Origin of the sequence: Blastococcus sp. TBT05-19 (genome assembly GCF_003319095.1) — a bacterium.
Taxonomy (GTDB): domain Bacteria; phylum Actinomycetota; class Actinomycetes; order Mycobacteriales; family Geodermatophilaceae; genus Blastococcus.
This window is the reverse complement of sequence record NZ_QOHI01000001.1, coordinates 679,220-699,914: the sequence shown is the minus strand read 5'-3', so window position 1 is coordinate 699,914 and position 20,695 is coordinate 679,220. Positions and strand designations below refer to the sequence as shown.

Here is a 20,695-nt window from a genome sequence, read left to right as displayed (position 1 = left end):
GGCGAGAAAGAGCGATCACACTGCGATCCTGCCGGATCGCACCGCGGCCAGGTGCCGTCCCCCCATCACGCGGAGCCGCTGCGTCGCGCCTGCGCGAAACCCTCCGGGCCCCACTCGGCGCGACCGAGCAACTATCCCTCGCTCTCCACCGGGACGACCTGGCGGGCCTCGGCGAAGTGGCAGGCCGACGGGTGTCCCTGACCGCGGTCGATCAGCGCCGGGGCCTCGGTGGCGCAGATGTCCTGCGCCTTCCAGCAGCGCGTGCGGAACCGGCAGCCCGAGGGCGGGTTCGCGGGGCTGGGCACGTCGCCCTGCAGCAGGATCCGCTCCTTGAGCCCGCGCAGGTGCGGCTCGTGCACCGGCACCGAGGAGAGCAGCGCCTGGGTGTAGGGGTGCGACGCCGCGGTGTACACCTGGGCGTCGGTCCCCTCCTCCACCACGCTGCCGAGGTACATCACGGCGACGCGGTCGGAGATGTGCCGGACGACCGAGAGGTCGTGCGCGATGAACAGGTAGGACAGACCGAAGTCGTCCTGCAGGTCCTCGAGCAGGTTCACCACCTGGGCCTGCACCGAGACGTCCAGGGCGCTGACCGGCTCGTCGCAGACGATGATCTCCGGCTGCAGGGCCAGGGCCCGGGCGATGCCGATGCGCTGCCGCTGGCCACCGGAGAACTGGTGGGGGTAGCGGTTCACGAAGTCGGGGTTGAGGCCGACCCGTTCCATGAGGTCCTGGGTGCGCTTCAGCCGGCCCTTGCGGGGCGCGATGTCGGCGTGCACCGACCAGCCCTCGGCGACGATGTCACCGACGGTCATGCGCGGGTTCAGCGAGGCGTACGGGTCTTGGAAGATGATCTGGACCTCGCGCCGGTACTGCTTGAGCGCGCGTCCACCCATCTTCGCGACGTCGCGGCCCTTGTAGAGGATCTCGCCGCTGGTCGGCTTCTCCAGCGCGACCAAGAGCTTGCTGACGGTCGACTTGCCGCAGCCGGACTCGCCGACCAGGCCGAGCGTCTCGCCGCGACGGAGGCTCAGGTTCACGCCGTCGACGGCGCGGACGTGACCGACGGTGCGCTTGAAGACGATGCCCTGGGTGAGCGGGAAGTGCTTCTTGAGGTCGTTGACCTCGAGCAGGACCTCCCCCGGGGCGACCTCCGGCAGCGGCGTCGCCGCCTCCTCGGTGGGCTCAGACACCGAGCACCTCCTCGCTGTAGTGGCAGGCCGCCTCGCGACCGGGGACGACGAGCCGCAGCGGCGGGACGTCCTCGGCGCAGTGGCGACCGGGCAGTGCGTCGGCGCCGATCCGGCGCTTGGGGCACCGCGGGTGGAACGGGCACCCCGACGGGATGTGGGCCAGGTTCGGCGGCTGACCGCCGATCGGCAGCAGCCGACCGCCCTTGGCCTCCACCTGCGGGATGGAGCTCATCAGGCCCTCGGTGTACGGGTGGGCCGGGTTGCTGAAGACGTCGTCGACCGTGCCGCGCTCCACGATGCGACCGGCGTACATGACGGCGACGTTGTCGGCGACCTCGTTGACCACGCCGAGGTCGTGGGTGATGAGCACCAGGCCCATCCCGGTGTCGCGCTGCAGATCCTTGAGCAGGTCCATGACCTGCGCCTGCACCGTGACGTCGAGGGCCGTCGTCGGCTCGTCGGCGATGAGGACCCGGGGGTCCAGCGCGATCGCCATGGCGATCATGACGCGCTGCCGCATACCGCCGGAGAACTGGTGCGGGTAGTCGTTGACCCGCTGGGCGGCGGCCGGGATGCGCACCCGGTCCATCAGCTCGACGGCGCGCTTCTTCGCGTCCTTGCGCGACATGCCCCGGTGCGCCCGGAACATCTCACCGATCTGGAACCCCACGCTGTACACGGGGTTCAGCGAGGACAGCGCGTCCTGGAAGATCATCGAGATGCCGGGGCCGCGGACCTTGCGCTGCTCCTCCGCCGGGACGGTGAGCAGGTCGCGGCCCTCGAAGACGATCCGACCGCTGGTGATCTCCGCCGGCGGCATGTCGAGGATGCCCATGATCGCCTGCGCGGAGACCGACTTGCCCGAGCCGGACTCACCGAGGATCGCGAGGGTCTCCCCCTCCGACACGGTGTAGCTGACCCCGTTGACGGCGTTGACCAGCCCGGAGCCGGTGCGGAACCGGACGCGCAGGTCCTGCACCTCGAGCAGGGGGCCCGTCCCGGCGCGGGCCGGGCCGGACGGGAGGGACGTCGACGCGGTGCTCATGAACGCTGCCTCGGGTCGAGGGCGTCGCGCAGCGCGTCGCCCATCATGACGAACGCCATCACCGTCATGGTCAGGATCAGGCTGGGGAAGAGGACCAGGTGCGGGGCGATGCGCAGCAGCCGCTGACCGGCGTCGATCTGCAGCCCCCACGAGATCGCCGGCCGCTGGAGACCGACGCCGAGGAAGGTCAGCGTGGCCTCGGCGGCGATCAGCACACCGATGGTGATGGTCGCGTAGACGAGCACCGGCGCGACCGCGTTGGGCAGGATGTGCCGCAGCAGGATCCGGCCGTTGGACGCCCCCATGGCGCGCGCGGCGGCCACGTAGTCCGAGCTCTTGACGGCGATCACCTGCGACCGCACGAGCCGCATCGCCGTCATCCACCCGAAGGCCGCCAGCGCGATCGCCACCGCCACGACGCCCCGGCCCAGGAAGCCGCTGCGCAGCACCACCAGCGCGCCGAGGATGAGCGGGAGGGCGTAGAAGATGTCGGCGACCCGGGAGAGCAGGCTGTCGACGACGCCGCCGAAGAAGCCGCTGACGGCGCCGACGACGACGCCCAGGACCAGGATGACCGCCACGGCGAGCAGGCCGATGATCAGCGAGTTCCGCGCGCCGTGCACGACGTTGGCCATGTAGTCGCAGCCCTGCTGGTCGAAACCGAACCAGTGCTCCGACGACGGCGCCTGGCTGGAGCGGGAGAGGCTGCAGTCGCGCGGGTCAGCTCCGCGGGAGAAGACCCGCGGGAAGAGGGCCATCAGCAGGAACAGCAGCCCCAGGACGGCGCCGATCCAGAACAGGACGTTGCGGCGCAGCTGCTTCCAGGCGTCGCTCCAGAGGCTGTTCTGCCGGTCGCTGGTGACGTCGACCGACGGACTGGCCAGACCGGTGGTGGTGCCGGCCTCGACCTCGTCCTTGCGCAGGTCTGCCTGCTGCTGGTCACTCATAGCGGATCCTCGGGTCGAGGACGGCGTAGAGCACGTCGACGACCAGGTTGAAGAAGATGAAGAAGAAGACCATCAGGGTCACGATGCCGACCACGACCGCCCCCTCCTGGGCGCGCACCGCGTCGAAGATCGCCCGCCCGATGCCGGGCAGGTTGAACACCGACTCCGTGACGATGGCGCCGCCCAGCAGCGTGCCGATGTCGGCACCCACGAACGTGACCACCGGGATCAGGCTGTTCCGCAGGGTGTGCCGCACGACGACCGTCCGGTTCGGCAGGCCCTTGGCCCGCGCCGTGCGCACGTAGTCGGCGCGCATGTTCTCGGCCACGCTCGTCCGCGTGAGCCGGGCGACGTAGGCGAGCGATCCGGAGGCGAGCACGAAGCCGGGGAGCAGGAAGGAGTACCAGCCCTCCTGCACGCCGGAGATCGGGAACAGCCCCAGCTTGAGGCCGAAGGTGAACTGGGCGATGAAGGCCAGCACCAGGATCGGGATCGACACGACCAGGGTGGTCGAGACCAGGACCACGTTGTCGAAGAAGCTGTTGCGCCGGATGCCGGCCAGGACGCCCGCGATGATGCCGATGACGGCCTCGATCAGGATGGCGACCACGGTGAGCTTGATCGTGACCGGCAGGCGCTGGGAGATCGTGTCGAGGACCGGTCGACCGCGGAAGTCGGTGCCCAGGTCCCCCTGCGCGAGGTCACCCAGGTACTTGAGGTACTGGATGCCGAGCGGGTCGTTGAGGTTGAACTCCTGCCTCAGCTGCGCGACGACGGCCGGCGCGAGGGGGCGGTCGCCGCCGAGGGCGCGGATGGGGTCGCCGGGCAGGGCGTACACCATCGCGAAGATGAGGAAGGAGGCGCCGAACAGGACGGGGATCGTCAGCAGCAGGCGGCGCGCTACGTAGCGGCCCATGTTCCCCCTCGGGTGAGCGCGTCACCGACCGAGCGGCGACGCGGAACCATCGTGCCAAAGTCCCCCGCACGAGCGCCGCCGGGGGCGACTGTCCGTCCGGACAGCACCCCCGGCGGCGGCAGGGGTCGTGCTAGGCGAGCGTCAGTTGTTGACGGTCACCTTGGAGGTGTCGACCTGACCGAACACGTCGACGAAGACGCCGGACACGTTCTCCGAGTGGACCGCCTGCTCGAGCCCGAAGAACATCGGGATGATCGGCATGTCCTCGAGGAGCACGTCCTCGGCCTGGTTGTAGAAGTCGATCGCCTCGTCGTTGCTCGACGCGCGGTTGCCCTCGTCCACCAGCTCGTCGAACTCGGGGTTCGAGTAGAACGCGGTGTTCGAGCCGGCCGGCGGCAGGGCCGCCGTGGAGTACAGCGGCTCCAGGTAGTTCTGCGGGCTCGGGTAGTCCATGGCCCACGCGAGGCGGAACGGGCCGGTGAAGCCCTTCTCGTCGGCCAGGGGCAGGTACTGCGAGAAGTCCAGGTCGCCACGGAGCTGGTACTCGACACCGAGGTTCTCGCGCAGCTGGTTGCCCACGGCCTCCATCCACGCGTCGTGACCGGCGCCCGAGTTGAACCACAGCTCGACCGGCTGGCTGCGGTCGAAGCCGGCCTCGTCGAGGAGCTCGTTGGCCCGCTCGACGTCGACCTCGCAGTACTCGCAGGCGCCCTCGCGGTACCCGTCGACAACCGGCGCGATGGCCGAGTCGGCGGGGGCACGGGTGCCGTTGAAGATCGCCTCGGTGATCTCCTCGCGGTTGATCGCGAGCGAGAAGGCCTGACGGACCCGCTTGTCCTGGTAGCGCGGGTCGTAGGTCGGGAAGCCCACGTAGGTGAACTGCGACGACGGGGACTCGAGGAACCGGTCACCGAACTCGTCGGCGGCGGTGGTGATCGCGTCCGGCGGCACGTCCCGGGTGATGTCCAGGTTGCCGGCCTGCACCTCGGTGTAGGCGGTGTTCAGGTCGGCGAAGATCTTGTACTCGACGCCGTCGGCCTGGGCCGCGTTCTCACCGGCGTAGTCCTCGTACTTCGACAGCGTGATGCCGGTGCCGGGGACGAACTCGCCGTCGGCCTTGAACGGGCCGTTGCCGATCGGGTTGGTGCCGGCGGCCTCCGGGTCCTCGAAGAAGGACTCCGGGAGCGGGAAGAAGGCGTTGTAGCCGACCGTCACCGGGAACTGCGCGAACGGGTCGGTCAGCGTGACGGTGAAGGTGGTGTCGTCCTCGACGACGAGGCCGGTCATCTCCGTGGCGGCGGGCTCGCCGGTCACGTTGCCCTCGTCGTCGGTGGGCGCCTGGAGGGCGTCGTAGCCCTCGATGTTCGCGAAGAAGTAGGACGCACCCTGGGTGTTCGGGCTGTAGGCGGTGTAGTTCCACGCGTCGACGAAGGACTGCGCGGTCACCGGGCTGCCGTCGTGGAACGTCCAGCCGTCCTTGAGCTTGACCGTCCAGGTGATGTTGTCCTCGGACTCGATCGAGTCGGCGACGCCGCTGTACTCGACCTCGCCCTCGGGGCCGTACTGGATCAGGCCGGTCCACAGGGACTTGACGACCTGCGAACCCTCGCTCTCGGTCGTGTTGCCGGGGACGAGCGGGTTCTCGGGCTCGTTGATGTACATGCTGAAGGTGCCGCCGGTCGCGCCGCCACCCTCGCTCCCGCCCTCGTCGCTGCCGCCACAGGCGGACAGCACCAGCGCGGTGGCGATGCCGGCCGCGACGAGCGCACCTCTGCGCTTGCTCAGGTTCACGTGCAATGCCTCCCTCGTCCCGCAGAGCGGGGGGAACGGACAGGTCGGTCCACAGCCTTCTGGCCGGGTGGACGACTGAGTGGTCACGAGCGGAACACAGCCGGACGACCAGGCATCCGGACTGCGACGGGTGGACCCTAGGCACGCCCCGGAGGGGGTGTCCACGGCCGTCATCGAGTTGTGACCTGGGCTCACGATCCGCGCGACAACCGTAACTTCCACACCTCGCGGGTCCCTCCACGGAGGTCCTTCCAGCCGTTTCCGCACGGGTGCCGGACGCCTTGCAGCAGCTCAGCAGGCCGGGGTGTCGCGGACCGCCGGACCGGGTAGGGGCCGACGGACACGATCGACGACGGCACGGAGGTAACGCGATGAGCGGCACGGACAAGCTGACGAACAAGATCGAAGAGGTCTCCGGCAAGGGCAAGCAGGCCGTCGGTGACGCCACCGGCAACCGCGACCTGCAGGCCGAGGGCCAGAAGGAAGAGACGAAGGGCAACCTCAAGCAGGGTGTCGAGAACATCAAGGACGCCTTCAAGTCCTGAGGCACCTCGCCCTGCGCGACGGGCGCCGCTCCCCACGGGGGCGGCGCCCGTCGGCGTTCCTACCGCCGCTCGACGAGGCTGCGGACGGCGGGGAGCAGGGGCCGGTCGGCCGGGATCCAGTCGAGCCCGTCCAGCTCGCCGGCACCGACCCAGCGCAGCTCGGAGTGCTCGTGCGCGACCGGTGCGCCGTCGGCCACGCGGGCCGACCACACGCGCATCGTCGAGGCGCCGGGCGCCCCTCCGGCGACGACGCCGTCCAGCAGGACCTCCCCCACGAAGGACTGCGGGACGACGGTGATCCCGAGCTCCTCCCGGCACTCGCGCACCAGCGCCGCCAGCTCCGGTTCGCCGCGCTCCACCTTGCCGCCGGGGAACTCCCAGCAGCCGTCGTAGACGCCGCCCGACCGCCGTGCCACGAGCACCCGGTCCCCGTCTACCACCGCTGCGCCGACCACCTGCACCACGTCCAGCGCGCGCCGGGCGGCGGCCGCCGCCAGCGCGTCGAGGTGCGCCTGCATCGCCCGCGCGATCCGCGGGCGCAGCACGACCCGGTCGACGACGCGGCCCAGCACGCCCGGCAGCCCGGACCCCCCGTCGACCTGCTCGTCGACCAGGGTGCCCGCACCGGTGGCCGAGAAGCGCCGCGAGTGCGTCACCCAACCCCGGCGCCCGACCGGGCCGGCGGTGAACACGTCGTGCTCCGGGCGCACGGAGACGACCTCGGTCAGCGGGAACGACCAGGGGCGCCCGAGGGCGCGGGCGACGTCGAACGCCACGGTGAGCGGCGCCTCCACCAACGTGGTGAAACGCAGCTGGAACACGCGGGCACTCTCCCAGACCACGGCACTATGGCTGTCGTGCGCATCAACGCCAGGGTCGACTACGCCGTTCGAGCAGTCGTCGAGCTCGCCGCGGCCGCACCCGGCGCGCTCACGTGCGACAAGATCGCCGCCGCCCAGGACATCCCGTCCCGGTTCCTGCAGGCCATCCTCGCCGACCTGCAGCACGCCCGGCTGGTCACCAGCCAGCGCGGCCGCGACGGCGGCTACCGGCTGGCGCTGCCCGCCTCGGAGATCTCCATCGCCCGCGTCATGCGGGTGGAGCAGGGCTTCCTGGCCGAGGTGCACGGCCAGCGCCCGGAGGACGTCACCTACCCCGGCCCCGCCACCGAGCTCGCCGGGGTGTGGGTGGCGGCGCGGGAGGCCTACCGCCGCGTGCTCGAGGGGGTCACCGTCGCCGACGTCGTCGCCGGGGCGCTGCCTCCGCACGCCGCGGAGCTGGTCGCCATGGACAACGCCTGGCGCTCGTTCAGCGGGCCCTCCGGCGACTGAGCGGCCCCCGGCCGCCCACCCGCCTCCCCGGCCCGGCGACACTGGGAGCCATGACCGCTGCTGCGCGCCCCGGCGTCACCGTGTTCCTGACCGGCCTCTCCGGCGCGGGCAAGTCCACGATCGCGGACGCGCTGGTGGCCGGGCTGGAGGCCGACGGCCGGCCGGTGACCGTGCTCGACGGCGACGTCGTCCGCACCCACCTGTCCAGCGAGCTGAGCTTCTCCAAGGAGCACCGCGACCTGAACATCCGGCGCATCGGCTGGGTCGCCGGCGAGGTCGTCAAGCACGGCGGCACCGTGGTCGTGGCCGCGATCGCTCCCTACGAGGCCGCCCGCGAGGAGGCCCGGAAGCTGGTCGAGGAGAACGGCCGGTTCGTGCTGGTCCACCTCTCCACGCCGCTGGAGGTCTGCGAGGACCGCGACGTCAAGGGCCTCTACGCCAAGGCCCGGAGCGGGGAGATCCCGGTGTTCACCGGCGTCAGCGACCCCTACGAGCCGCCGGCGCGCGCCGAGCTGACGATCGACACCTCGGTCACCCCGCTGGCGGAGTCGGTCGCCCGCATCCGGGCCGAGATCGACCGGGCCTGACCGGCCGGGCTCACCCGCCCGGGCCGGTGCACGGCGGTCCCTCCCGCCCGTTGTGGCACCCTTGACCCATGACCGATCGCGGCGCGCTCCTCGTGGCGCGTCTGCACATCGATCTGGCGCGGGTCTCCAGCGCCGCCTGTCGCGCCGCGCGCTGAGCCAGGTTCACCAGCGCAGCTCCTCCGGCTGCGTCCCGATCCAGCAGCGCCTCGTCACTCCGGCCCGCTGCCGGAGGGCGGTGAGCGCAGGAAGAAGCAAGCCACGTGAGCACCCCCACCCGCACCAGCAACCGGCCCCAGCGTGGGCAGGGTCAGTGGGCGCTGGGCTACCGCGAGCCGCTCAACCCCAACGAGCGGATGAAGAAGGACAGCGACGGCCTCGAGGTCCGTCAGCGGATCCTCGACATCTACTCGAAGGCCGGCTTCGACTCGATCGACCCGGGTGACCTCCGCGGCCGCATGCGCTGGATGGGTCTCTACACCCAGCGCGCCCAGGGCATCCCCGGCGGGAAGACCGCCGTCCTGGAGCCGGAGGAGCTCGAGGACTCGTACTTCATGATGCGGGCCCGCATCGACGGCGGGCAGCTGACCAGCGACGCGCTGCGCGTCCTCGGCGGGATCAGCACCGAGTTCGGTCGCGACGTTGCCGACGTGACCGACCGGCAGAACGTGCAGTACCACTGGATCCGCATCGAGGACGTGCCCGAGATCTGGCGGCGTCTCGAGTCGGTGGGCCTGTCCACCATGGAGGCCTGCGGCGACGTGCCGCGCGTCATGCTCGGCTGCCCCCTGGCCGGCATCCTCGAGGACGAGGTCCTCGACGCCACCGACGTCATCGCCGAGACGGTGGCCAAGTACGTCGGCAGCCCCGAGTTCAGCAACCTGCCGCGCAAGTGGAAGACGTCGATGTCCGGGTGCGTGGACCACTGCACCGAGCCCGAGATCGACGACGTCTCCTTCGTCGGCGTGGTGAACGAGGCCGGCGAGGCCGGCTACGACCTGTGGGTCGGCGGCGGGCTGTCCACCAACCCGATGTTCGCGCAGCGGGTCGGGGTCTTCGTGCGGCCCGACCAGGTCACCGACGTCTGGGCCGCATGCACCTCGGTCTTCCGCGACTACGGCTACCGCCGGCAGCGCAACCGCGCCCGCATCAAGTTCCTCATGGCCGACTGGGGCCCGGAGAAGTTCCGCCAGGTCCTGCAGGACGAGTACCTGGAGGAGGCGCTCCCCGACGGGCCGGCGCCCGCCCCGGCCAAGCACGACCAGCGCGACCACGTCGGCGTGAGCCGGCAGAAGGACGGCACCAACGCCGTCGGCTTCGCGCTGCGCACCGGGCGCATCAGCGGCTCGCTGCTCACCACGATCGCCGACCTGGCCGACGAGTACGGCGCCGGGCGCATCCGCACGACGACCCAGCAGAAGCTGGTCATCCTCGACGTGCCGGACGAGAAGGTGGAGGCCCTGGTCACCGCCCTCGCCGAGCACGACCTGCAGGTGCGCCCCAGCGCCTTCCGCCGCGGCACCATGGCCTGCACCGGCCTGGAGTTCTGCAAGCTCGCGATCGTCGAGACCAAGCAGCACGCCCAGGACCTCTACGCGGAGCTCGAGAAGCGGCTCCCGGACTTCGACACCCCGATCGGCATCAACGTCAACGGCTGCCCGAACAGCTGCGCCCGGTTCCAGACGGCCGACATCGGCTTCAAGGGCTCGATGGTGCGCGACGACAGCGGCGAGATGGTCGAGGGCTTCCAGGTGCACCTGGGCGGGCACCTCGGCGTCGAGGCCACCTTCGGCCGCAAGTTCCGCGGCCACAAGGTGACCAAGGCCGAGACCGCCGACTACTGCGAGCGGGTGCTGCGCGGTTTCCAGGAGCGCCGCACCCCCGGTGAGTCCTTCGCGCACTACGTCTCCCGCGCCGAGGAGGACTGGCTGCTGTGAGCGAGGAGCCGACGTCGGGAAGGACCCGGCAGCTGCCGGTGTTCCACTGCCCGTACTGCGGCGACGAGGACCTCACCCCGCACGAGGACCAGGGGTGGCGCTGCAGCGCATGTCTGCGGGCCTTCTCGGTCCGCCTGATCGCGACGGGGGTGCAGGAATGACGACAGCCATCTCGCCGACGCCGGAGCTGGCGGCCGAGGCCGACGCCCGGTTCGAGGGCATCGCCGACCCGGTGGAGCAGGCGCTGGCCGTCCTGCAGTGGGCCGGGGAGACGTTCGGTCCGCAGTTCGCGATCACGTCGTCCATGGCCGACGGGCTGCTCTCGCACCTGGCGAGCCGAGTGATCCCCGGCGTCAACGTCGTCTTCCTCGACACCGGCTACCACTTCGCCGAGACGATCGGCACCCGCGACTGGATCAGCAGCGTCCTGCCGATCACGCTGCACAACGTCACCGCGGCGCAGACCGTGGCGCAGCAGGACGCCGAGTTCGGCCCGAAGCTGCACGACCGCGACCCCGACCTCTGCTGCGACCTGCGCAAGGTCAAGCCGCTGGCCCAGGCGCTCTCCGGCTTCGCCGCCTGGGGCTCCGGGGTGCGCCGCGACGAGTCGCCCACCCGGGCCGGCACCCGGCTGGTCGACTGGGACGCCAAGCGCGGCATGGTCAAGGTCAACCCCATGGCCGCCTGGACGCAGGACGTCGTCGACGCCTACACCGTCGAGCACCAGATCCCGGTGAACCCGTTGTTCGAGATCGGCTACGGGTCCATCGGCTGCGCACCGTGCACCCGTCCGGTCGCCCCCGGCGAGGACCCGCGCGCCGGGCGCTGGGCCGGCCGCGGCAAGACGGAGTGCGGCCTCCACACCTGAGCCGACCGACGGGAGGATTGCCGCATGCCGCGACCTCCCCGACTCTCCCCCGACTCCGTCACCGCCGCGCTCGCCGACCTGCCGCTCTGGTCGGGGAACGGGGACGGCATCCGCCGCTCGGTGCAGCTGCCGAGCTTCCGGGACGCCGTCGCCGCGATCGGAGCGATCGCCGACGTCGCTGAGGAGATGGACCACCACCCCGACGTCGACCTCCGCTACCGCACGCTGCACCTGTCCCTGGTCAGCCACTCCGCCGGCGGCGTGAGCGAGCTGGACCTGGAGCTGGCCCGCCGGATCGACGCCCTCCTGCCGTGACGACGACGGCGCCGATCAGCTGCCGATGACGCCGCCGTCGTCCTTGGTGACGACCACGGTGGCCGAGCGCGGGACGGTCAGGCCGTCCAGGCGGGGCCACGTGCTGCCCCCGTTCTCGCCGGGGTGCTGCAGGTTGATGAACATCGTGCGCCGGTCCGGGGTGGTGGCCACGCCGGTGACCTCGCACTCCTTGACCCCCACCAGGAACCGGCGGATCTCCGGGCGGTCCCCGCCGGTCGCGGTGTCGGCTGCCAGCATCTGGTTGTTGCAGGCGATGGGCTGGCTGCCGTCGGTCTGGATCCAGGCGCGACCGTCCGGGTCCACCCACAGCCCGTCGGGCGAGCCGAACGCGTTCGCGGGGTCCACGGTGGAGCCGTCGGCGCCGGTGCCGGAGCCGGCGAGCACGAAGAGATCCCAGTCGAAGGCGGTCGCGGTGTGGTCACCGCCTCGCTCGTCCCAGCGGATCACCTGGCCGTTCCGGTTGTTGACCCGCGGGTTGGCGGCGTTCGGCCGGTCGTCGTACGGCGTGGTCGGGTCGTCGACGAGCTTCCGGCCGCTGTTGTTCGTCAGCGTCAGGTAGACGGTGCCGGTGCGCTCGTCGACGGCGGTCCACTCCGGCCGGTCCATCGGGGTGGCACCCACGAACGTTGCCGCCTGCCGCGCGTTGATCAGCACGGTGGCCTGGTCCGGGAAGCCGTTGGCCGCGGTCAGCCCGTTCTGCCCGTGGGCCAGCGCGATCCACCGGCCGGTGCCGTCGTCGTCGAACTTCGCCACGAACAGGGTGCCCTCGTCGAGCGGGCTCCTGCCACGGGCCCGCATGGACTTCCAGTTGTCCGCGCTGACGAACTTGTAGGCGTGCTCGAACACCTGGTCGTCACCCATGTAGACCACCACGCGACCGCCCCGGCTGATGACCATCGAGGCGTCCTCGTGCTTCAGCCGGCCCAGGGCGGTCCGCTTCACCGGCGTGGATCGCGGGTCGAACGGGTCGATCTCCACGATCCAGCCGAAGCGGTTGGGCTCGTTCGGGTCCTGCGGCGTGACCACGAACCGCGGATCGTGCGCCGCCCAGCCGAAGCTGTCGCCGCCGACGCCGTAGCGCTTCTGCAGGTCGGCGTTCTCCTTCGTGTGAGTGCCCTCGACCCGGAAGTACTGGTTGAAGTTCTCCTCGCAGGTCAGGTACGTCCCCCAGAGGGTCTCGCCGTTGCCGCAGTTGTTGATCGTGCCCTTCGACGCGCGCCCCGACGGGTCGGCCTGGGTCCTCAGCAGCGGGTGACCCGCGGCCGGACCGGACAGCGCCATCGGGGTGTTGGCGGTGATGCGGCGGTTCCTGCCGGACCGCACCGGCGCCCACTGCCCGTCGCCCCCCTTGCGGATCTCGACCACCGAGACGCCGTGGGCGTTCTGCGACTTGCGGACCGCCTCGGCGGTGGCCGGCTTGTGGTCCTTGATGAACCCGCCGGTGTGGAGGTACCCCTCCTCGGTGTACTCGTGGTTGAGCACCAGCAGGCCGTGCTCGTTGCCCCGGCGACCGTCGGCGAGCGGGAAGTACGTGATGCCGTCGTGGTTCATGCCGACCTGCTCGGCCTGCTGCGCGGCGGTGTTGCCGGTGGTGACGACCGACCCGTCCGGACGCTGCTCACCGGGCGTGCCCGGGGCGAAGGCCGGGAAGCTGCCCAGGATCGCCGTCCCCCACGGGATGAGCGGCGTGGTCCGGTAGCCCGGGGCCACCGTGACGTCGTCGGCCGTGCTCGGCGGGACAGCTGTGAAGCCGAGGAGCGGGCCTCCCTTCGCACCACGGCCTCCGCCGCCGCTGCCCGGGGCGGCCGCCGCCGGCGACGGGTCCACCAGGCTCGTGGTGAGGAACCCGGCCGCGACCGCCATGCCGCCGGCCAGCACGCGACGGCGGGAGAGCCGGGAGGCGACGATCTCGGACAGGGAGGTGGCGGCGGTGTCGTTCGACGGGAGGTCGTCCGCGTCGAAGTCCGGGCCGAGGTCGTCGAGGGAGCGCGGGGGCGTCAGGGTCACGGGTGCTCCTGGGGGTCGGGCGGAGGGCCGGACCGAACGCTAGGGAGGAACCGTGACCGGAGCGTGGCTCCGGAGCGCACAGCGGGTGAAGCCGGACGCCATCCGCTGTTCACGGGCGGCGGGTACCGGCGGTCAGCCGGAGACGGGCAGGACCAGCAGCCGGAGCAGGCGGTCGGCCTCGGCGTCCGGGTCGTCGGTGAGCCCGGTGTGCACCGGACCCGGCTGGATGACGGTGCTGCGCGGAGCGGTCAGCCAGCGGAACCGGGAACCGAGCGCCTCCCGCCCGGCCGCGCCGGCGCCGGGGTCGGCGGCGCACACGTCGGCGGCGGCCTGCAGCGCGCGGCCGATCGCCGTCGCGTCCGCGGTCGGGTCCAGCGCCCGCAGCCGTCCGGGGTCCAGGTGCAGCCGCGAGCCCAGGTAGTCGCGCTGGCGGCAGTAGACGAGGACGCCGGCGTTGAGCGACTCGCCCCGCTCGATGCGGGGCACGACGCGCAGCACCGCGTACTCGAAGGTGTCCCGCGTCATCGCTGGCTCATCCCCTCGGGCGGCGGGGGTCCCAGCCAGCCGGGACGGTTCTCCCCGACCCGGGTGCGGCGGCGTCCGGACCCGCCCGCCGCGGCGGCGGACACCAGGCCGGCCAGCCAGGCGTCGCGGGCGGCCAGCCGGGCCAGCAGCTGCCCCACGTAGCGGTTGCGGACGGCGTGCGGCGGCTCGTCGGGGGTCGCCCCCTCCAGCCACTCGTCGGGCACCTGCGCCAGCACTCCCTCGAGCACGGGCCGGGTGACCCGGGGGGCCAGGGCCGCGTCCGCGGCGGGGACGTCGGGCGCACACTCGACGAGAGCGTGCGCGGAGGCGTCGTAGGGCCGGGTGATCGCGGCCTCGGCGCCGGGCCAGTGGTGGTGGAACGTGAGGGCGGCGCCGTGGTCGATCAGCTGCAGCCCGCCGTGCCAGAAGAGCATGTTCGGGTTGCGCCAGGAGCGGTCCACGTTGCCGACCAGGGCGTCGAACCACAGCACGCGACCGGCCAGCTCGGGGTCCACGCCGTCGGCCCCCGCCTCGAAGTCCAGCGCGCCGGGCAGGTAGTCCAGCCCGAGGTTGCGCCCGGCCGAGCGCTGCAGCAGCTCCTGCACCTCCTGGTCGGGTTCGCCCAGCGCGAGCTCCGGCGCGACGTCCACCGTCACCAGGGCCGGCACCGGCAGACCGAGCGCCCGGGCCAGCTCCCCGCAGACCACCTCGGCCACGAGCACCCGCACGCCCTGGCCGGCGGCCCGCCACTTCACCACGTAGGTGCCGAGGTCGTCGGCCTCCATGAGCCCAGGCAGCGAGCCACCCTCGCGCAGCGGGGTGACGTAGCGGGTGGCGGTGACGGCGGGCAGCACAGTGCTGGTCAACCTACCTGCGCGGCGCCACCCGACCGGGGGACCGCTCCGCCGGTCCGCTCAACCCCGGCGGCACGGACGCCGATACCAGTCCGACGACGAGGAAGGGGTCGCATGGCCGTGGGTCCGTCCCGCCTGGCACCGCTGCGCCGCCGCGTCCTGCGCGAGGCGCTCGCCGTCGTGGCCCTGACCCTGCTCTTCGGTGTCGCGTCCGTCGTCTGGGACCTGCCGGGGCGGTTGACCGGTCCCGTCGCGCACGTCGTGCTCCTCCTCGCCTTCTCGCACCTGCTGATGATGGTGTTCGGCAAGCGGCGGTCCGACGACCTCAAGGCGGAGCACCTCTCCCGTGCCGCCGCCGAGCAGGACCTGCTGCACCGCGCCCGCCACGACGACCTGACCGGGCTGCTCAGCCGCTCCGCGCTCCTGGAGGAGCTGACCCGCAGCCGGGAGGCCGGGCCCGTCCCGGTGCTGCTGATCGACCTCGACCGCTTCAAGGACGTGAACGACGTCCTCGGGCACGCGGTCGGCGACGCCATGCTCGTCCAGATCGCCGACCGGTTGCGCGACGAGCTCCCGTCGGGCGCCGTGCTCGGCCGCCTCGGCGGCGACGAGTTCGCGGTCCTGCTGCCCGGGCGCGGGGAGGCCGAGGCCGTGCGCGTGGCGGAGAGCGCCCTGGCCGCCGTCGGCCGGCCCGTGACCGTCGAGGGCACGGTGCTGGAGCTCGAGGGCAGCTGCGGGATCGCGACCGAGGCCGGCACGGCCGCCGACCTGCTCCGGCACGCCGACGTGGCCGTGCACGCGGCCAAGGAGGAGCACGCGGGCGTGGCCGTCTACCGGCCCTCGATGGACGCCGACAGCGGCACGCAGCTCACCCTCGTGGCCGACCTGCGGCGCGCCGTCCGCGACGACGAGCTGGTGGTCCACTACCAGCCCCGGGTGCGGTTGTCCGACGGCCGCGTGCTCGGGGTCGAGGCCCTGGTCCGGTGGCAGCACCCGGTGCGCGGGCTGGTCCCGCCGTCGGAGTTCGTCCCGCTGGCCGAGCAGACCGGGCTGATCGGTGCGCTCACCGACGCGGTCCTCGGGCAGGCGCTCGCGGCCTGCCGCCGGTGGCGGGACGAGGGGCTGGACCTGACCGTCGCGGTCAACCTCTCCGTCCGCGGCCTGTTCGACGCCGGCCTCGCCGACCGGATCGCCGCCCTGCTGCACTACCTGGACCTCCCGGCCTCCTGCCTGGAGCTCGAGATCACCGAGAGCGCCGCCATGCGTGACCCGGGCCGGGCCCTGGAGGTGCTGCACCGGCTGCGCGACGCCGGCATCGCCCTGTCGGTCGACGACTACGGCACCGGCCACGCCTCGCTGGCGTACCTCACGCGGCTGCCCGTCAGCACGCTGAAGATCGACCGGTCGTTCGTGCAGACGATGGAGCTGGACGCCAGCGACCGGACGATCGTGCGCAGCACGATCGACCTGGCCCACGGCCTCGGGCTCCGCGTCGTCGCCGAGGGGGTCGAGACCCGTGCGGCGTGGGACGAGCTGGGTCGTCTCGGCTGCGACGACGCGCAGGGTTACTGGCTGGCCCGTCCGCAGCCGTTCGAGGACGTCGCCCCCTGCGTCGCGGCCCTCCGGGAGCGGCCGGCCGTCTCGCGCACGAGCTGACGGCCGGCGGACGAGCAGGCGGTCCGGGCTCCGCGAGGGGAGACTGTGAGCGTGGCGAACAGTGCACCTCCGACGACCGACGACGGCCGCTACGAGCGGCAGCCCTTCCACTTCACCGAGCGGATCACCGCCGACGGCCGCGACGGCCGGCCGGCCGAGCCCGGTCGCTACCGGATCGTCGTGAGCCGCGCCTGCCCGTGGGCCAGCCGCACGCTGGTCACCCGCCGGCTGATGGGCCTGGAGGACGTCATCAGCGTGGCGGTCGCCGATCCGATCCAGGACGACCGCAGCTGGCGGTTCACGCTCGACCCCGGCGACGTCGACCCGGTCCTGGGCATCGCGTTCCTGGCCGACGCGTACCACAAGGCCGACCCCACCTACGACGGCGGGATCAGCGTGCCGGCGATCGTCGACGTGCCGAGCGGCGCCGTCGTCACCAACGACGTCTTCCAGGTGACCTTGGACCTCGCGACCGAGTGGCGGGCCTTCGCCCGCGAGGGCGCGCCCGACCTCTACCCCGAGGCGCTGCGCGGCGAGATCGACGAGGTGAACGCGCGGGTCTACGCCGATCTCAACGCCGCCGTCTACGAGGCCGGGTTCGCCACGACCCAGGAGGCGTACGAGGACGCCTACGCCCGCGTGTTCGCCTGCCTGGACTGGCTGGAGGAGCGGCTGGCCGGCCAGCGGTTCGTGGTCGGCGACACGATCACGGAGGCCGACATCCGGCTGTTCACCACGCTGATCCGGTTCGACGCCGTCTACCACGGCCACTTCAAGTGCAACCGGAACAAGATCACCGAGATGCCGGTGGTGTGGGCCTACCTGCGCGACCTGTTCCAGACGCCGGGCTTCGGCGACACCGTGGACCTCGACCACATCAAGCGGCACTACTACGAGGTGCACGCCAACATCAACCCGACCCAGATCGTGCCGTCCGGCCCCGACCTGTCCGGGCTGACGACCCCGCACGGCCGCGAGGCCCTCGGCGGGCGCCCGTTCGGCGACGGCACTCCCCCGGGCCCGGCGCCGGCGGACGAGGTCATCGCGCAGCAGCTGTAGATGGGACTCCTCCGCGCCCTGGACCCCGCCGCGCTCGCCGACGCCCCGTTCACCTACCCCGAGGTCGGCGGCACCGGCGAGGACCTGCTCCCGCCCGGCTACCACCTGGCCGAGCACTCCGCCGTCGTCGGCTCCGGTCCGGCTGCCCTCGAGCGGGCCGCTGCCGCGGTCTTCGGCTGGCGTGCGCAGCGCGGGGTGGGGCTGCGCGTCCGGGCGACCGGACCGGCGAGCACCCCGGGCACCGTCGTCGTGCTCACCGCGGGACTCCCCCGGTTCGGCTACGACATCCCGTGCCGGGTGGTCTGGGCCAGCACCGAGGGCGACGTGCGGGGCTTCTCCTACGGGACGCTGCCCGGTCACCCGGAGAGCGGCGAGGAGCGGTTCACCGTGCGGCTCACCGAGGACGGCGACGTCGTCTACCGGATCCGGGTCTTCTTCCGGCTGGCCTCCCCCGCCGCCCGGCTCGCCGGGCCCGCCAGCCTGCTGCTGCAGCGGGCGTCGACCGCCCGGTACGTGTCGGCGATCCAGCGGGCGACCGCGGGCTAGACGTCGCGGCGCGACAGCAGCACGGCCCCGAGCACCCAGGCGACCGCCGCCCAGCCGCCGAGCACGACCAGCCCGGACTGCCACGAGGTCTGCACCGAGAAGAACGCCTCGTCGCCCACCCGGAACACGGGCAGGGCGCGGGCGATCCGCACGCTCAGCTCCGAGCCCACGATGGCCAGCACCGGTGGCAGCACGAGCACGGCGCCGAGCGCGGTGCCCAGTGCCCCGGCCGAGGAGCGCAGCAGCGCACCCAGCCCGACCGCCAGCACCGCGGTCAGCGTCGCCGCCGCCACCTGCAGCCCGAGCTGGCGGAGCACGCCCGGGTCGGTCAGGGGCACGCCGCCCTCCACCGCGGTGAGCCGGGAGGCGGCGAACCAGCAGAAGACGGCGAGGACGGCGGTGAGCACCACGGTCCACGTGGCGACGACGACGGTCTTCGCCAGCAGCAGCCGCCCCCGACCCGGCACCGCGGTGAGCGAGGCCAGCACCATGCCCGTGCGGAACTCGGCGGTGACGGCGAGGACGCCCAGCACCACCACGAGCACCTGACCGAACCCGAAGCCGGTGAGCGCCGAGCTGACCGCGATGTCGGCCCGCGGCGCGGACTGGGTGATCGCGGCCCCGAACCAGCCCCCGGTCCCGACGACGGCCAGGTAGAGGGCGGTGCACCACCAGGTGGACCGCACCGACCGCAGCTTGGTCCACTCGCTCGCCACGACGGCGGAGAACGGCGCCCGGCGGCTCACAGCGGGGCCGCCCGGTACTCGACGTCGTCGCCGGTCAGCTCCAGGTAGGCGGCCTCCAGCGACGCGGTGACCCGGCCCAGCTCGTGCACGCGCACGCCGGCCAGGAAGGCGACGTCGCCCACCTGGTCGCAGTCCAGGCCCTCGACCCGCAGCGCGCCGTCGATCTCGAGCTCCACGCGCCCGCCCGCGCGCTGCAGCGCCGAGGCGAGCACGGGAGCCTGCGGGCTGCGCACCCGGACCGCCGAGTGCGCGCCCAGGAGGTCGGCCATCGGCACGTCGGCGAGCAGCCGGCCGCAACCGAGGACGACCAGGTGGTCGGCGGTGTCCTCCATCTCGCTCATCAGGTGGCTGGACACCAGCACCGTGCGGCCCTCGTCGGCCAGCGCCCGCAGCAGCTCGCGCACCCACCGGATGCCCTCGGGGTCCAGCCCGTTGACCGGCTCGTCGAGCAGCAGCACGTCGGGATCGCCGAGCAGGGCCCCGGCGATGCCGAGCCGCTGGCCCATACCGAGGGAGAAGCCGCGCACCCGGTCGTGCGCGACGGCGTCCAGGCCCACCAGCTCGATGACCTCGTCGACCCGGGAACGCGGCAGCGCGTTGCTCTGCGCCAGCGCGAGCAGGTGCGCGTACGCCGTGCGGCCGGGGTGCCGGGCCCGGGGGTCGATCAGCGCGCCGACGGAGCGCATCGGCCGGGGCAGCTCGCGGTAGGGCCGGCCGAGCACCGTCGCCGTCCCCTCGGTCGGGCGGGTGAGGCCGAGGACGCAGCGCATCGTCGTCGTCTTGCCCGAGCCGTTGGGTCCCAGGAAGCCGGTGACCCGGCCCGGCTCGACGGTGACGGTGAGCGCGTCGACGGCGGTGCGGGACCGGTACCGCTTCGTCAGCCCGCGCAGCTCGATCACGGGCGCCAGCATGGCGAACCCGGACCTGCGGGCACCGGAGGCGCGCGCCTACCGGCCGTCGGCGACGGCCTCCCGCTCCCGCTCGACGAGGTCCTTGCTGCGCACCAGCCGCAGTGCCGTGACGACCAGCAGCCCGCCGGCCATGTTGAGCAACGCGGCGTACCAGAACCAGGCGAGCCAGTCGCCGTAGCCGAACGGGCCGCCCGCGTGGATGCCGGCGAAGATGATCAGCGAGTCGAGGACCGAGTGGAACAGCACGAGCCCGGCCAGCACGAACGCCCCGGCGACGGCGGCGACGATCTTCCCGCCCTCGCTCTCCGCGCCCTGCTGCATCCGGGTCATGAGCGTGATCGCGCTGCCGGCGAGCAGGGACAGGCACACCGCCCGCAGGTCCAGCGGCGCGTCGACGAAGGTGGTCGCCTGCTCGACGGCCGTGGCCGCCAGCTCCGGCAGCGCGTGCACGACCACCCACATGACCAGCCAGCCGCCCACCAGGTTGGCCACCAGCGTCCCGGACCAGAGCTTGGCCAGCTGCCCGACGCCCGCCCGCCCGGCGACGACCGCCGTCACCGGCACGAGGAAGCCCTCGGTGAACAGCTCGCTGCGCGCCAGCAGCAGGGCGATGAAGCCGATGCTGAACGCCAGCCCCGCGAGCAGGTGGCTCCCGGTCTCGGCGTAGACGGCGAACAGCGCCGCGACCCCCACCCCGACCTCGAGACCGCCGGCCAGGCCGGTGGTCAGCACCTCGCGCCAGGTGCGGTGCAGCCGCTGCGCCCCCTGCCCGACGATGCGGTCGAAGGCCTGCACCAGCTCGTCCTCTTCCGGGGCGTCCGTGCTGCCCAGCTCCTCGCGCGCCTCGGCCACGGGTGCCGACCTACCCCCGACCGGGGCGGGCACACCGCAGTAGGGT

23 protein-coding genes are annotated in these 20,695 nt (G+C 72.5%); 11 read left to right on the top strand and 12 right to left on the bottom strand.

Annotation, left to right across the window (positions count from 1 at the left end):
• Positions 1–131 precede the first annotated feature (131 nt).
• From DQ244_RS03390 to DQ244_RS03370, 5 genes are all read right to left on the bottom strand, one after another.
• Positions 132–1,193 carry an ABC transporter ATP-binding protein gene (locus DQ244_RS03390; RefSeq protein WP_113810022.1) on the bottom strand — a complete coding sequence of 354 codons (1,062 nt, stop codon included), beginning with the start codon at positions 1,191–1,193 and terminating at the stop codon, positions 132–134.
• Complete coding sequence (locus DQ244_RS03385; protein WP_113810021.1) at positions 1,186–2,238, bottom strand: ABC transporter ATP-binding protein; 1,053 nt, start codon at positions 2,236–2,238, stop codon at positions 1,186–1,188. Before DQ244_RS03385 ends, DQ244_RS03390 begins: the two co-directional genes overlap by 8 nt.
• Positions 2,235–3,185, bottom strand: a complete 951-nt coding sequence (locus DQ244_RS03380; RefSeq protein WP_113810020.1) for an ABC transporter permease — start codon at positions 3,183–3,185, stop codon at positions 2,235–2,237. The genes DQ244_RS03385 and DQ244_RS03380 overlap by 4 nt, the downstream gene beginning before the upstream one ends.
• Entirely contained in the window at positions 3,178–4,101 is a 924-nt protein-coding gene (locus DQ244_RS03375; RefSeq protein WP_113810019.1) for an ABC transporter permease, read from the bottom strand. Before DQ244_RS03375 ends, DQ244_RS03380 begins: the two co-directional genes overlap by 8 nt.
• A gap of 141 nt (positions 4,102–4,242) precedes the next feature.
• Entirely contained in the window at positions 4,243–5,892 is a 1,650-nt protein-coding gene (locus DQ244_RS03370; RefSeq protein ID WP_199580134.1) for an ABC transporter substrate-binding protein, read from the bottom strand.
• Positions 5,893–6,263: 371 nt separating this feature from the next.
• Between DQ244_RS03370 and DQ244_RS03365 the strand changes: the two genes are divergently transcribed.
• Positions 6,264–6,437 carry a CsbD family protein gene (locus DQ244_RS03365; protein WP_113810017.1) on the top strand — a complete coding sequence of 58 codons (174 nt, stop codon included), beginning with the start codon at positions 6,264–6,266 and terminating at the stop codon, positions 6,435–6,437.
• A 59-nt stretch (positions 6,438–6,496) separates the two neighbouring features.
• Here the strand turns inward: DQ244_RS03365 and DQ244_RS03360 are convergent, their stop codons facing one another.
• Complete coding sequence (locus tag DQ244_RS03360) at positions 6,497–7,258, bottom strand: (deoxy)nucleoside triphosphate pyrophosphohydrolase (protein WP_113810016.1); 762 nt, start codon at positions 7,256–7,258, stop codon at positions 6,497–6,499.
• A 27-nt stretch (positions 7,259–7,285) separates the two neighbouring features.
• Between DQ244_RS03360 and DQ244_RS03355 the strand changes: the two genes are divergently transcribed.
• The 7 genes from DQ244_RS03355 (at position 7,286) to DQ244_RS03330 (ending at position 11,472) form a co-directional block, all read left to right on the top strand.
• Positions 7,286–7,768, top strand: a complete 483-nt coding sequence (locus DQ244_RS03355; RefSeq protein WP_233491142.1) for an Rrf2 family transcriptional regulator — start codon at positions 7,286–7,288, stop codon at positions 7,766–7,768.
• 50 nt (positions 7,769–7,818) lie between these two features.
• Complete coding sequence (cysC, locus tag DQ244_RS03350; RefSeq protein ID WP_113810015.1) at positions 7,819–8,355, top strand: adenylyl-sulfate kinase; 537 nt, start codon at positions 7,819–7,821, stop codon at positions 8,353–8,355.
• Between the two features lie 68 nt (positions 8,356–8,423).
• A complete protein-coding gene (locus DQ244_RS20200) occupies positions 8,424–8,510 on the top strand; it encodes a putative leader peptide (protein ID WP_369832093.1) in 87 nt (28 codons plus the stop codon).
• A 105-nt stretch (positions 8,511–8,615) separates the two neighbouring features.
• Positions 8,616–10,289: a nitrite/sulfite reductase gene (locus DQ244_RS03345; protein ID WP_113810014.1), complete on the top strand. Its 1,674-nt coding sequence runs from the start codon at positions 8,616–8,618 to the stop codon at positions 10,287–10,289.
• Entirely contained in the window at positions 10,286–10,450 is a 165-nt protein-coding gene (locus tag DQ244_RS03340; RefSeq protein ID WP_113810013.1) for an Insertion element protein, read from the top strand. The genes DQ244_RS03345 and DQ244_RS03340 overlap by 4 nt, the downstream gene beginning before the upstream one ends.
• Positions 10,447–11,157 (top strand): phosphoadenylyl-sulfate reductase, encoded by a 711-nt coding sequence (locus DQ244_RS03335; protein WP_113810012.1) that lies wholly within the window; start codon positions 10,447–10,449, stop codon positions 11,155–11,157. The genes DQ244_RS03340 and DQ244_RS03335 overlap by 4 nt, the downstream gene beginning before the upstream one ends.
• Positions 11,158–11,181: 24 nt before the next feature.
• On the top strand, positions 11,182–11,472 hold the full coding sequence (locus tag DQ244_RS03330; protein WP_113810011.1) for a 4a-hydroxytetrahydrobiopterin dehydratase: 291 nt from the start codon (positions 11,182–11,184) through the stop codon (positions 11,470–11,472).
• Between the two features lie 15 nt (positions 11,473–11,487).
• Here the strand turns inward: DQ244_RS03330 and DQ244_RS03325 are convergent, their stop codons facing one another.
• The 3 genes from DQ244_RS03325 to DQ244_RS03315 all read right to left on the bottom strand — a co-directional run bounded on the left by DQ244_RS03325 (position 11,488) and on the right by DQ244_RS03315 (position 14,891).
• The gene (locus DQ244_RS03325; protein WP_199580132.1) at positions 11,488–13,500 is read right to left on the bottom strand and encodes a PhoX family phosphatase; all 2,013 of its coding nucleotides are present in this window, start codon (positions 13,498–13,500) and stop codon (positions 11,488–11,490) included.
• A gap of 132 nt (positions 13,501–13,632) precedes the next feature.
• Positions 13,633–14,025, bottom strand: coding sequence for a DUF3037 domain-containing protein (locus tag DQ244_RS03320; RefSeq protein ID WP_113810010.1), 393 nt, complete (start codon positions 14,023–14,025; stop codon positions 13,633–13,635).
• Entirely contained in the window at positions 14,022–14,891 is an 870-nt protein-coding gene (locus DQ244_RS03315) for a HipA family kinase (RefSeq protein ID WP_233491141.1), read from the bottom strand. The genes DQ244_RS03320 and DQ244_RS03315 overlap by 4 nt, the downstream gene beginning before the upstream one ends.
• A gap of 102 nt (positions 14,892–14,993) precedes the next feature.
• Between DQ244_RS03315 and DQ244_RS03310 the strand changes: the two genes are divergently transcribed.
• The 3 genes from DQ244_RS03310 to DQ244_RS03300 are packed head-to-tail and all read left to right on the top strand — an operon-like array spanning position 14,994 to position 18,140.
• Positions 14,994–16,535, top strand: a complete 1,542-nt coding sequence (locus tag DQ244_RS03310) for a bifunctional diguanylate cyclase/phosphodiesterase (protein ID WP_113810008.1) — start codon at positions 14,994–14,996, stop codon at positions 16,533–16,535.
• Positions 16,536–16,586: 51 nt separating this feature from the next.
• On the top strand, positions 16,587–17,594 hold the full coding sequence (locus tag DQ244_RS03305; protein WP_113810625.1) for a glutathione S-transferase family protein: 1,008 nt from the start codon (positions 16,587–16,589) through the stop codon (positions 17,592–17,594).
• Complete coding sequence (locus tag DQ244_RS03300) at positions 17,595–18,140, top strand: DUF1990 family protein (protein WP_113810007.1); 546 nt, start codon at positions 17,595–17,597, stop codon at positions 18,138–18,140.
• Here DQ244_RS03300 and DQ244_RS03295 read toward each other — a convergent pair.
• Genes DQ244_RS03295 through DQ244_RS03285 form a run of 3 tightly spaced genes read right to left on the bottom strand, consistent with a single transcriptional unit; the run spans position 18,137 to position 20,649 of the window.
• Positions 18,137–18,886: an ABC transporter permease gene (locus DQ244_RS03295; RefSeq protein ID WP_113810006.1), complete on the bottom strand. Its 750-nt coding sequence runs from the start codon at positions 18,884–18,886 to the stop codon at positions 18,137–18,139. The two genes, DQ244_RS03300 and DQ244_RS03295, sit on opposite strands and share 4 nt — an antisense overlap.
• The gene (locus DQ244_RS03290) at positions 18,883–19,785 is read right to left on the bottom strand and encodes an ABC transporter ATP-binding protein (protein ID WP_113810624.1); all 903 of its coding nucleotides are present in this window, start codon (positions 19,783–19,785) and stop codon (positions 18,883–18,885) included. The genes DQ244_RS03295 and DQ244_RS03290 overlap by 4 nt, the downstream gene beginning before the upstream one ends.
• Positions 19,786–19,833: 48 nt before the next feature.
• Complete coding sequence (locus tag DQ244_RS03285; RefSeq protein WP_113810005.1) at positions 19,834–20,649, bottom strand: formate/nitrite transporter family protein; 816 nt, start codon at positions 20,647–20,649, stop codon at positions 19,834–19,836.
• Positions 20,650–20,695: the final 46 nt, after the last annotated feature.